Below are 11,771 nucleotides of genomic sequence, written 5' to 3'. Positions count from 1 at the left end.
TTTTGGAGAAAACTTATGGATCTTATTGGACAGATCAATCAGATACTTACCGCTAACGGATATTCTGCTCAGTTCATTCCCTCTTATGTGCAGCCCGTTACCCGTCAGGACGAGAAGTATTTATTTCACCATATCAAAAAGTGTGGAGGAATGAGTATCCACTCAGCGATTACGATCTGTATGAGATTATCGATTGAGGCAAAAGCATTCCCTCGTACATTAATTGCTCGTTGTGATGAAGACAGAGATTGGCGGGCCTTGCTGAACGATTATGGTGACTTCCTAAATCGCTTTTTCATCTCTTCACATAATGCAGGTAACCACTATAACTGCCTGGGCTCTGAGATCAAAAGGGTTTCCGTTTTCAGAGAGCCGTTTGATAGGGCTTTATCCTATTATCAGTACGACTGCATGCGGCAGGCAAGACAACCCGTCTTGTCTGAATTTGAGGATTATTTGTTCTCTGAAGAGAATACATCAGATTATTACTCTCCGTTCCTCTCTTCTGAGGAAGCCCAATCTGCCAAGGCTGTTATTGAGCGCTTGGATAGCGAGTTTTTTAGTTTCTTTGACATATCCGGCATTGCTGATTTTATATCGGGCTGCATCAGTCAATATGGCTTACCCAACATTGTTATGGATAAGCAGAATGCAACCTTATCACGTTACCAGTTACCAGAAGCACAGAACCTAAAAACAAAATATAGTGATCACCATCGACCAGAGCAGGAGATTTTTGATTGGGTAAAGTCCAACCCAAGAATTCCTGCGGTCACTAATAATGGTAGTCTGAACAAATACACAATGGTTTTGAACTCACAGCAAAGTGAAGAACGCTATAAAGGGCGCGCGAAATTGATAGAAACGGACAAGCTGTTTACCTTGGTTGCACGCCATAAAACAGAAAGTGGATTGAATGCATTTTTTGATATCCCTTAATTTTATAGCGTATAGCTAAACCGCCTGCGGGCGGTTTTTTTTCGCCTGCGAAAAAAGCGGCAATGATCTTCCTTTTTGTCTTTTTTAAATTTTTTGGTTTTTGTTGATCTTCTTATCTGTATGTTTTTAAAGGTTTTTTTTCTTTTGGCATGATGATTGTATCTATAAGGCCAAAGAAAATAGGTGGGGCAAATTATGACCGCAATCAGCTTTAAGAACGCCTTGGGTATTCATGATGAAGCGCTGGCCGTGCGAACCAAGCGGGCAGAGATACTGGCTAACAATCTGGCAAACTCAGATACGCCGGGTTTTAAAGCGCGTGATCTGGATTTTAAAGGCATCCTGCGGGGGGAATATGAGAACCGTGACCGCATGGAGCTGCAAAGAACAAATGCGCGTCATATCCCTGCAGAGGCCGTAGCGACTGAAAGTTCGCTGAAGTATCGGATTCCGACTCAGCCAGCTGTTGATGGTAATACGGTAGAAACGGATATCGAGCAGGCTCAGTACGCTCGAAATGCTCTTGAATTCCAGTCCAGCTTTACCTTTCTGAACAGTAAGTTCAAAGGGCTGAGCAAAGCGCTGAGGAGTGAATAATTATGTCTTTAGGTAAGGTTTTCAATATCGCCGGTAGCGGCATGAGTGCACAGACTCTGCGTCTGAATACTACTGCCAGTAACATGGCTAACGCACAGAGTGTTAGTAGTAGTGTTGATGAGACCTATCGTGCCCGTAAGGCGGTTTTTGCTCCTATGCTGGAAAACTATAAGCAGGGTGAAATCGGCAATCCGGTGACCAGCTTTGATCCTCGTGACAGTGCAGGAGAAGGTGTTCTGGTGCGCGGTATTGTTGAGAGTGATGCGCCGCTGCAGAGACGTTTCGAGCCGGATCATCCGATGGCGAACGAAGAAGGTTACGTGTTCTATCCTAACGTTAATGTGGTGGAAGAGATGGCGGATATGCTGTCGGCCTCCCGCTCATTCCAAACCAATGTTGAAGTCATGAACACCGCTAAGCAGATGATGCAGCGTGTTTTGACGTTAGGCCAGTAAGCGAGGTAGTGGGTCATGGCAATAGACACAAGTAGCGAGTTTTGGGCAAACAACAGTATTGATGCCCGTAATCAGGCTGACGCAGCCGCAAAAGCTGCCAAGCGTAACGAGATGGGTAAAGATGAGTTTATGAAGCTCATGATTGCACAGATGAATAATCAGGATCCTCTCGAGCCGCAAGGTAATGCGGAATATATGGCTCAGCTATCACAGCTTTCCATGGTGGAAGGTATTCAGAACCTGAATAAGGTTACAGAGGGTTTTATTACTTCTCTGCAATCTTCACAGGCGCTGCAGGCCTCTGCGCTGGTTGGTCGTAAAGTTCAGATTCAGTCCAATATCGGCAATCTCATTGAGGGTGGTAATTTGACTGGTAGTGTTTTTGTGCCTGCCTCAGCCAATAACATGGATATGAAGATTATGGATAATAACGGTCAGGTGCTGAAAACTATCGATACCAGCCAATATCGAAACGAATCAGGCTATTTTTCAGAAGGTCAGATTAACTTTGAATGGGATGGTGTGATGGATAATGGCGAAATGGCGGAGCCTGGTCTTTATCAGGTTGTGTCCAGCGCTGAGATTGAAGGTCAGTCATACAGCTTGACGACTTATACCAACGCTAACGTGAACAGTGTCACCATCGCCAATGGCGGCGAAGTGTGGCTAAACCTTGCCGGTAAAGGCTCGATTGCGTTAAGCGAAGTGAATGAATTTTTCTAAATTTAGAAAAGAAGGATTATAGATTATGGGTACATTCAGTCTTGGTATTTCTGGCCTGTCAGCAGCCAAAAAGAATCTGAATACTGTTGGTAATAACATTGCAAACGCCAGCACTGTTGGTTTTAAGCGTTCCCGTGCTGAATTTGCCGATGTTTATGCAAAATCAGGTCTGGGTTCTGCTACGGGATTAACTGGTAATGGTGTTCGTGTAAGCAATATCGCTCAACAATTCGGCCAGGGCGGCACCACCTTTACTCAGAATAGCTTGGATCTTGCTATTGACGGCAGCGGCTTTTTTATTGTCAAAGATGGTAATGGCACGACCAGTTATACCCGTGCGGGTATGTTTGGTATCGACAAGGAAGGTTTTGTCATTAGCTCAACGGGGCAGAAATTACAAGGCTATCCAGCTAATGCTAACGGTGATGATATCTCTGTGGGGGTGATTGATAATATTTATATCTCGCAGAGTAATGTTGAGCCGAATGCAACCTCCAAGGTTGATATTGCTTTCAACCTTGATTCTCGTGCTGAGCCGCCGACTAACTACATTTTTGATGCTAATGACTCGGATACTTATACCCATATTTACCCATCTGTGCTCTACGATACCCTGGGTAACTCTCACACCATGACACAATACTTTGTTAAGCAGCCGCCGTATTTGCCTGAGTATGGTGAGCCGACACGGGCTATCCAGACATTGATTGGTGCCGCACGATATGGTGTTGAAGGTGTGATGGATGGTACTGGCAACTACACCAGTATTAATGAGGGTGAAAATATTTTTCCGGGAGATGCGGGTGCTTCTGGAAATAATGGTGCAGGTGTTGACGACACTCTTGATTCAGATATTCAGGCGATATTTGATGCTGTAGGTAGTGGTTTCAGTATTGCAGGGAACTTTGACGGCTCAGATCCGATTTCTAGTGCGGACGCAAATGGTAATAATGATGGCACAGCTGATACAAGTGAAATTGAAGCGGAATATGCCAATCGCATTGGTAGCATAAAAACGGCTCTAGAAGGCATGGTGGATAGCTCGTCTGGACGAATTAAAGAGTTTTATGAAGAGGTCTACAGTGCGATTAATGATTATCTGCCTACTGTACCGGGTACAATAACCAAAGGGGTTTTTGATGGTGCTTTATCTGAGCTTGAAAATACTCTGTCAGGCGGTCAGCGAGCGTATGCTGGGATTGATAAAGTTACAGGTGATCTGAGGTCGAATGTTTTAACGGCAGGTGCCGATCCATTAACAGATGAGTTAAATCTTGGGAATCTGAGAACCGCTTTTAATGCGCCATACACTACTCTCGGAGAGGACTATCAGGCCCAATATGATGCTATTGTAACGGAGCTTGAAAGTCGTCGGGATGCAAATCCGGGGACTGAAGAAGCGGGTGTGTATCAGCTAGCATTGAATGCTCTTCAGGATGTAGAAAAGGATTGGGGGGATGATACTGCAGCATCTGAGACGATGTTGAAGGTTCTGAATGCGCTTGAATCTGAGGCGGCTGAAAACCGTTGGCATATGTATGTTTCGGTTGATGGTGAAATGGTTACAGATGCTAATGCCAATACGCCGGAATACTTCTCCTTTAACTTTACAGAGTTTGGGGCTTTGGATGAGCCGCTTCCAACAATGAAGATTAAGGATTGGGTGCCTAAAGATGGGTTAGGCAACCAAAACGGTTCAGATGAACCTCAGATTTTTGAGATTGATTTAACCAATACTACTCAGTTCGCAGGTGCCTTTGGAGCTAACTCTCTTTATCAGGATGGCTATGCGACAGGTGAGTTGGCTGGATTAGATATTGATGAGTCCGGTACGATTATCGCTCGCTATACCAATAGTCAGACCCAGTTGATTGGTCAGGTTGCTTTAGCTAACTTCCGCAATGAGCAGGGTCTCACTCCGGTGGGTGGTACCATGTGGGCAGCATCGACAACCTCGGGTGATCCGGTTGTTAATGAGCCGGGTGTAAGTATTGCCGGTAATATTATGTCCAAGGCATTAGAGGATTCTAACGTGGATCTCTCCGAGGAACTGGTGAATATGATTATCGCACAGCGTGATTATCAGGCAAACGCCAAAACGCTGCAGACAGCAGACACCATTACTCAGACGATTATTAATCTGCGATGATAGACTGATATTGACCTTAAAAGCCTCTCTATTTGAGAGGCTTTTTTCTTTCTGGGGTGTCGGAAATGCATTCTTGGCATAGGGCTTGCAATTACTTAGGTAGTTGCAAGCCCTTTGCCGTTTTTAGGCGGTGTAAGTTTCCGGTTTTAAAGGAAAACGGCAAAGGCTCACCCTTTTTGATGTTGTCCTGTGACAGTTAGTGCAAAGGATGATTACGAGGTAGGTCATTATGGATAAAGCGCTTTATATCGCCATGACAGGTGCCAAGCACAATATGATGGCGCAAACAGCCCGGGCTAATAACCTAGCCAATGCAAACACGACAGGCTTTAAAGCAGACTTTGAACAGTCTCGTGCAATGCCTGTTTTTGGCGAGCACTTTCCAACCCGGGTTTATGCGCTGACGGAACGCCCGGCTACTGATATGCAAAGCGGAACTTTTATTCAGACTGATCGTGCTCTTGATATTGCGATTCAGGGTGATGGCTGGATTGCGGTGCAATCGAATACTGGTGATGAGGCCTACACTCGTTCTGGTGAGATGGTCATCGACCCTAACGGTGTTTTACGAACCGGCAAGGGGCTTCCGGTGATGGGTGAAGGTGGGCCAATCGTAATTCCACCCGCGGCTCACGTTGAGATCGGTGTTGATGGCGTGATCTCTGTGCAGGCTCAGGGGGCGGCTGCTAACGAACTGGCGCAGGTAGACCGTATTAAGTTGGTTAACCCAGACAAGCAGCAGATGGAAAAAGGCTTAGATGGCTTGATGCGTCTTCGCTCCGGCGAGGCAGCTCCGGCAGATGCTTTCGTTACCGTTGAATCAGGTTTTCTTGAGTCCAGTAACGTCAATGCCGCTCAGGAACTGATCAATATTTTGTCATTAACGCGTCAGTATGAAATGCAAACCAAGATGATGAAGACCGTTGATGAAAACTCGGCTGCGGCCGCTTCTGTTATGCGTATGAGCTAACAACTGAAACCGAATTGAGGATAAGACAATGCATTCAGCTTTATGGGTCAGTAAAACAGGTTTAAGCGCACAGGACACACAGCTGCGTACGATTTCAAACAATCTGGCAAACGTCAGCACGGTTGGCTTTAAAAAAGAACGAGCTATTTTTCAGGATCTGCTGTATCAGCAGGTTCGTCAGCCAGGTGCTCAGTCTTCTCTGAATACTCAGCTACCTTCAGGTCTGCAGCTGGGTACCGGTGTTCGTACGGTTGCAACTCAGAAAATGCACACGGCAAGCAGCTTGCAGGTTACCGAGCAGCCTTTGGATATGGCGCTTGATGGTCGGGGCTTCTTCCAGATTCAGATGCCTGATGGGACGCTTAGCTACAGCCGTAATGGACAGTTTCAGGTGAATGCTGAGGGGCAGATCGTGACGGCCACAGGTTTTCTGTTAGAGCCTGAGATTCAGGTGCCAGAGAACGCTCAGTCAGTGAGTATCAGTCGTGATGGTATTGTCGCTGTTCGTCTGCCTGGCGAGGCTCAGGAAGAAGAGATTGGTCAGATCACTATTGCGGACTTTGTTAACCCTACTGGTTTGCAGTCTATTGGCGGTAACTTCTTTAAAGAGACTGCTGCTTCCGGAGCTCCAATTGTAGGTGTGCCGGGTGATGATGGTCTGGCAACTACTGAGCAGGGGATGCTAGAGAACTCCAATGTTAATGCTGTGGAAGAGTTGGTGAATATGATTTCCACCCAGCGTGCTTATGAGATGAACTCTAAAGTAGTATCAGCTGCGGATGGTATGCTGCGTAATCTGACACAGACTTTGTAAGTCTGGGTGTTACGGCGATTTGATGGTTTGAGGTGGGGTTAGGTATGAAGCGAATAATGGCACTTACTTTGGCGTTTGTATTGGCAGGTTGTCAGTCTAAAGAAGAGATGATCAAACCGGATGATCCTTTTTATGCGCCTGTTCAGCCGAGTCATATTGCTCCTCCACCGGCCAGTAATGGTTCTCTGTATCAGCAGAATTACAGTATGACTCTTTATGGTGATCGCAAGGCCTACCGTGTCGGAGATGTGATTACGGTGTTACTGACCGAAACCACCAGCTCAAAAAAATCGACAAATGCGTCGTTGTCAAAATCGAACGACGTCACTATTGCGAATCCGACTATTTTTGGACAGCAGCCGGTAGATCTGGCTACAAGTATTCAAAATGATACTTCCTTTGCAGGAAAGGGAGCGACAGGTCAGAGTAATAGTCTTGAAGGAAGTATTACGGTGACGGTTCATCAGATTTATCCAAATGGCCTGATGTTGGTGAAAGGGGAGAAGTGGCTGAATCTGACTAATGGATCAGAGGTTATTCGTGTGAGTGGCTTGTTGCGTCCGGATGACGTGTCTCCGGAAAATACGGCAATGTCGACCAAGTTGGCGGATGCCCGGCTGACCTATAGTGGTACAGGTGATTTGGCTGATACAACTCGGCAGGGGTGGTTGACGCGTTTCTTTAACAGTAGTTGGTGGCCATTCTAGGAGCCTCGTATGCGCTATTTAATCTCAATTGTTCTGATGATGGTTGCCGCTTTAGCTCATGCTGAGCGCCTAAAAGATATTACCAACGTTGAAGGTGTGCGAACCAACCAGCTGATTGGTTACGGCCTTATTGTTGGCCTTAGTGGAACCGGTGATAAAGCCCCTTTTACTAACCAGACATTTGCCAACATGATGAGCCAGTTCGGCATTACTTTGCCGCCCGGTGTCGACCCTAAGTCGAAAAACATTGCTGCAGTGACTATCCATGCTGAATTGCCGCCTTTTACCAAGCCGGGCCAGCGTATTGATGTAACCGTGAGTTCTATTGGAAATGCGGCAAGCCTACGCGGTGGCACCCTGTTGATGGCTCCGTTACGTGGCGCGGATGGAAATACCTATGCTGTGGCACAGGGTAGCCTGGTTGTTGGTGGTCTTGGAGCTGAAGGTGCAGATGGTTCACGGATTCAGGTTAATGTGCCGAGTGTAGGTCGTATTCCTAATGGTGCAACGGTAGAGCGAGCTGTTGCTCACAATTTCTATAACGGCGACAGTATCACCTTTAATCTACATCGCCCTGATTTCACAACCGCGAAGCGGGTTGCTGAGCGGGTGAATGATCTGCTGGGTGATAATGTCGCTCAGGCCTATGATGCTGTATCTATTCGTGTCCGTGCTCCGCGAGACCCTTCTCAGCGAGTCAGCTATCTGTCTGTACTGGAAAACCTTGAGGTTCAGCCGGGAGAAGAGTCAGCAAAAATTATTATTAATTCGCGTACCGGGACAATTGTTATCGGTCAAAATGTACGTGTCTCCCCGGCAGCGGTGACCCACGGTAGTCTTACAGTAACCATTGAAGAGGCTCCTGAAGTTATTCAGCCCAATGCGCTTGCCGATGGTGAGACTGCTGTCCAGCAGGTTAGCAATATTGATATTCGTCAGGATGACTCAACCATGTTTAAGTTTGCCCCTGGCGTGACACTGGATGAGATTGTTCGTGCCGTTAACCAGGTTGGGGCTGCCCCTGGTGACCTGATGGCGATTCTGGAGGCCTTAAAGCAGGCGGGTGCGTTGAAAGCAGATCTGGTGGTTATCTAAGCTGTCTTTGTTTGATGGCATAGACTTTGCTGGTAAAGCCTGTATTGATGAAAGCGGCAATAGCTTTGGAAGGGCAGGTAAATGATTAATAGCAGATATGATCAGGCGCGGGTTGTCACCGATGTTCAGGGACTGGAGTCTCTGAGAAAGGGGGCTAGGGAAGATGATCCCGAGGCGCTGAAAGAGGTTGCCGCTCAGTTTGAAGCCATGATGGTTCAAATGATCATGAAAAATGCCCGCCAATCCAATGAGCTGCTTTCTAAAGACGGAATTTTTGATAGTGAGCAGGTTCGTTTCTATCAGCAGATGTTCGATGAGCAGATGGCAGTGACTATCACAGAGGGTGGTACTTTCGGCTTGGCTGATGTGTTGGTTCGGCAGTTGAGTAAAGACTATGGTCTTGAGACCGAAGCCGATAAAAACCGTAATCCTATCTCTATTCAGGAAATGCTTGATCGTGGAAGCCGTTTCCCAGCCAGTCGTTTTGATCCCGAGTTGATGCAGAGCTGGCGTGAGAAGTTTGCTGCTGAGCGTGCTGAAAAAGCTGCAGCTGCTGAGGAAGCTAAACGAATCGAAAAAGGGTTCTCGTCGCCGGAAGACTTTGTCCGCTCTCTGTACCCTATCGCTGAAAAAGCGGCAAAAGAGCTGGGTGTTGATCCGAAGGTGATGTTGTCTCAGGCTGCTCTGGAAACAGGCTGGGGACGCTACATGATTCACGATGAAAAGGGTAAGAACAGCTTTAACCTGTTTGGTATTAAGGCGGATAGCCGTTGGTCAGGTAAGTCTGCTGTTGTTTCTACCCTTGAGTACCGTGGTGGTGTCGCTCAGAGAGAGCAAGCTCCTTTCAGGGCTTACGATAACTATGAAGCAAGCCTCAAAGATTATGCTGATTTTCTTAAGAGTAACCCTCGTTATACCGAAGCACTGAAGCATGCTTCAGATCCGGTTAAGTTTACTAAAGGCCTGCAGGATGCAGGTTACGCAACTGATCCGGCCTATGCGCAAAAAATTCAACGAATTATCAACAGCACCAGTATGACTGTTGCCGTAAAAAATTATCAAAATAGCCAGGGATGATGCCGGGTTATTCACTGTGTTAAGAGCCAAATGAGGTTCTTGATATTGGAGCGGAACGATGACAGATCTTCTTAAATTAGGTTATTCGGGTACCCATGTTCACCAGAATGCACTGAACACTACGGGTCACAATATCGCAAACGTGGATACTCCTGGGTACAGCCGTCAGCAGGCTATTCAGCAGACGACACCTGCCTATGGTACTGGTGAAGGCTATTTTGGTACTGGTGCGATGACCACGACGATTCGTCGTATCTCAGAGTCTTTTCTTACCCAGCAGGTGCGAAACGATACAAGCCTTGCCAAAGAGTATGAGGCTGTATTGGACTATGCAAAACAGCTGGATAATCTTTTAGCTGATCCGTCTTCAAGCCCAGGAGCTGTATTAAATGACTTTTTTGCAGCAATGGAATCGCTTAATGATGAGCCTGACTCTCAGCCTTTAAGAGGCTTGGTTTTGTCCCAGGCTGAAACTTTAGTTAATCGATTTAACTTGGTTCATGATAGGTACAAAAATACCAGTGATAATCTCAATACACAGATGGCAACGAATATCTTGGATATTAACCGGATATCCGGAGCTATTGCTGAATTAAATAAAGAGATTTCTCGCTCTAATGGACGAAGCGGTGGTCTTCCGCCTAATGATTTGCTGGACTTGCGTGATGAAAAAATTCGTGAACTGAGTGAGTATGTTGGTGTTAAGACCACAGAAGTATCAGATGGGACAGTGTCTGTATTCATTGGTGATGGTTTTCCGTTGGTTATCAATGAAGACTCTTTCAGTATAAAAGCAGCTCCAGGGCGCTCTGAGCAAAATGCTTTAGATGTGTATTACACTGATCCAAAAGAAGGTGACAAGATGATTACGGATCTTGTTACCGGCGGGGAGATGGGAGGCTTGTTGCGCTTTCGTGAGGAGGTTCTTAACCCTGCTATGAATGAGTTGGGTCGATTAGCCATTACAATTTCGGAAACTTTCAATGATCAGCATAAGCTTGGGATGAATCTAAATAATGATTTAGGTGGTCATTTTTTTCGAGATGTGAACGAACGTGAGCTGATGGAATCACGGGTGACTTCATACCAAGATAACAATTCTAATAGCAGCTTGGGGCTTCAGGTGGAAATTAGAGATCCATCTGCTTTGACTAACAAAGATTATCGATTAAGCGCTTTGTCTGGAGGGCCTGACGCAACCTTTACCCTACGAGATTCTGAAGGTAATAAACTGCGTTTTACTGATACCTCTACAACTCCGGCTACTAATAAGTCTGTGGTTTCTCTTGATGATTTACGCTCTGGAAATATTGAGGTAGATGGCTTTGCCTTTTCAATACCATCCTCTGCCGCAGATCGAGTGTATGAAGGGGATGACTTTACCATTTCACCAACTCGTAATGGAGCAATGGATATTCAGCGAGAAATCACTGATGGTGATGAGATTGCGCTAGCATCACCAATGCGTGCCATAGAAGCATCTTATAACAAAGGATCTGTTGAAGTTATTTCACGTGAAGTTAACCAAGTCTTCAAATCCTCTGGTGTGCCAGCCTCATTTTCTGCGGATACACCAGAACTACCAAGCGTATATTTTGATCAACGCGATGGCAGTATTAAAGCTTATCTGCCTGATAATGATGGCGATGGTATCAATGAGGTCGTGGATTTACCGAACGGCGTCAAGGTGGAGTTTGATCCTGACGGTAATTACACAACAGGTGATTCCACGATGGAATACAAAATCATTATTCCTAACTCCTCATATACAACTCCAGCAGCTGACTATGAGTTTTCAACCCAGAGCTTTACGCTAGGGGAAACCCAGAATGTCATTCCTGATGATTGGGGCTTCACAATGGATTTGGGGGGGATCCCTCAAGCTGGTGATGCTGTTCTGATTGGTTTTAATACCGATGGTTTTGGCGATAATTCCAATGGCGCAGCAATTTCCGACCTTCAGTCAAAAGGCGTTATTGATGACGGAAAAGTGACGTACCAGGATTCATACTCTCATATTGCTGAGTTTGTTGGGATTCAAACTGCGGAAGCTAAAATTAATGCGGAGTCCGGTGCTGCGATTCTTGAGCAGAGTATTAATCTGCGTGAAGGAGTGTCGGGTGTTAATTTGGATGAAGAAGCAGCAAACTTAGTTAAGTTTCAGCAAGCCTATAACGCTTCGGCACAGTTAATTGCTGTTTCGCAGCAGCTGTTTTCATCTTTGATTAATGCTGTAGGGAGATAA

11 protein-coding genes are annotated in these 11,771 nt (G+C 46.1%); all 11 read left to right on the top strand.

Annotated features, from left to right (window positions below; translation table 11 throughout):
* Window positions 1–15: 15 nt before the first annotated feature.
* The 11 genes from BV405_RS10810 to flgK all read left to right on the top strand — a co-directional run bounded on the left by BV405_RS10810 (window position 16) and on the right by flgK (window position 11,771).
* Window positions 16–939 (top strand): hypothetical protein, encoded by a 924-nt coding sequence (locus BV405_RS10810; RefSeq protein ID WP_140054560.1) that lies wholly within the window; start codon window positions 16–18, stop codon window positions 937–939.
* Window positions 940–1,134: 195 nt separating this feature from the next.
* Window positions 1,135–1,536: a flagellar basal body rod protein FlgB gene (gene flgB / locus BV405_RS10805; RefSeq protein ID WP_086480852.1), complete on the top strand. Its 402-nt coding sequence runs from the start codon at window positions 1,135–1,137 to the stop codon at window positions 1,534–1,536.
* A gap of 2 nt (window positions 1,537–1,538) precedes the next feature.
* Complete coding sequence (gene flgC / locus BV405_RS10800) at window positions 1,539–1,991, top strand: flagellar basal body rod protein FlgC (protein WP_086480851.1); 453 nt, start codon at window positions 1,539–1,541, stop codon at window positions 1,989–1,991.
* Between the two features lie 15 nt (window positions 1,992–2,006).
* Entirely contained in the window at window positions 2,007–2,714 is a 708-nt protein-coding gene (locus BV405_RS10795) for a flagellar hook assembly protein FlgD (RefSeq protein ID WP_086480850.1), read from the top strand.
* 25 nt (window positions 2,715–2,739) lie between these two features.
* Window positions 2,740–4,863, top strand: coding sequence for a flagellar hook-basal body complex protein (locus BV405_RS10790; RefSeq protein ID WP_086480849.1), 2,124 nt, complete (start codon window positions 2,740–2,742; stop codon window positions 4,861–4,863).
* A gap of 229 nt (window positions 4,864–5,092) precedes the next feature.
* Window positions 5,093–5,833 (top strand): flagellar basal body rod protein FlgF, encoded by a 741-nt coding sequence (locus BV405_RS10785; protein ID WP_086480848.1) that lies wholly within the window; start codon window positions 5,093–5,095, stop codon window positions 5,831–5,833.
* Between the two features lie 28 nt (window positions 5,834–5,861).
* Window positions 5,862–6,647 carry a flagellar basal-body rod protein FlgG gene (gene flgG, locus BV405_RS10780; protein WP_086480847.1) on the top strand — a complete coding sequence of 262 codons (786 nt, stop codon included), beginning with the start codon at window positions 5,862–5,864 and terminating at the stop codon, window positions 6,645–6,647.
* Between the two features lie 44 nt (window positions 6,648–6,691).
* Complete coding sequence (gene flgH / locus BV405_RS10775; protein WP_086480846.1) at window positions 6,692–7,354, top strand: flagellar basal body L-ring protein FlgH; 663 nt, start codon at window positions 6,692–6,694, stop codon at window positions 7,352–7,354.
* Between the two features lie 9 nt (window positions 7,355–7,363).
* On the top strand, window positions 7,364–8,449 hold the full coding sequence (locus BV405_RS10770) for a flagellar basal body P-ring protein FlgI (RefSeq protein WP_086480845.1): 1,086 nt from the start codon (window positions 7,364–7,366) through the stop codon (window positions 8,447–8,449).
* Window positions 8,450–8,530: 81 nt separating this feature from the next.
* Complete coding sequence (gene flgJ / locus BV405_RS10765) at window positions 8,531–9,526, top strand: flagellar assembly peptidoglycan hydrolase FlgJ (RefSeq protein ID WP_086480844.1); 996 nt, start codon at window positions 8,531–8,533, stop codon at window positions 9,524–9,526.
* Window positions 9,527–9,584: 58 nt separating this feature from the next.
* Entirely contained in the window at window positions 9,585–11,771 is a 2,187-nt protein-coding gene (gene flgK / locus BV405_RS10760) for a flagellar hook-associated protein FlgK (RefSeq protein ID WP_086480843.1), read from the top strand.

This window comes from Oceanospirillum sanctuarii (assembly GCF_002150805.1).
GTDB classification, from domain to species: Bacteria; Pseudomonadota; Gammaproteobacteria; order Pseudomonadales; family Halomonadaceae; genus Oceanospirillum; species Oceanospirillum sanctuarii.
This window is presented reverse-complemented; position numbering and strand designations above follow the sequence as displayed.

What these genes read in the sequence shown, in the direction of transcription:
- BV405_RS10810 (WP_140054560.1), top strand. Translation starts at nt 16, where the DNA reads ATGGATCTTATTGGACAGATCAATCAGATACTTACCGCTAACGGATAT.
- flgB (WP_086480852.1), top strand. Translation starts at nt 1,135, where the DNA reads ATGACCGCAATCAGCTTTAAGAACGCCTTGGGTATTCATGATGAAGCG.
- flgC (WP_086480851.1), top strand. Translation starts at nt 1,539, where the DNA reads ATGTCTTTAGGTAAGGTTTTCAATATCGCCGGTAGCGGCATGAGTGCA.
- BV405_RS10795 (WP_086480850.1), top strand. Translation starts at nt 2,007, where the DNA reads ATGGCAATAGACACAAGTAGCGAGTTTTGGGCAAACAACAGTATTGAT.
- BV405_RS10790 (WP_086480849.1), top strand. Translation starts at nt 2,740, where the DNA reads ATGGGTACATTCAGTCTTGGTATTTCTGGCCTGTCAGCAGCCAAAAAG.
- BV405_RS10785 (WP_086480848.1), top strand. Translation starts at nt 5,093, where the DNA reads ATGGATAAAGCGCTTTATATCGCCATGACAGGTGCCAAGCACAATATG.
- flgG (WP_086480847.1), top strand. Translation starts at nt 5,862, where the DNA reads ATGCATTCAGCTTTATGGGTCAGTAAAACAGGTTTAAGCGCACAGGAC.
- flgH (WP_086480846.1), top strand. Translation starts at nt 6,692, where the DNA reads ATGAAGCGAATAATGGCACTTACTTTGGCGTTTGTATTGGCAGGTTGT.
- BV405_RS10770 (WP_086480845.1), top strand. Translation starts at nt 7,364, where the DNA reads ATGCGCTATTTAATCTCAATTGTTCTGATGATGGTTGCCGCTTTAGCT.
- flgJ (WP_086480844.1), top strand. Translation starts at nt 8,531, where the DNA reads ATGATTAATAGCAGATATGATCAGGCGCGGGTTGTCACCGATGTTCAG.
- flgK (WP_086480843.1), top strand. Translation starts at nt 9,585, where the DNA reads ATGACAGATCTTCTTAAATTAGGTTATTCGGGTACCCATGTTCACCAG.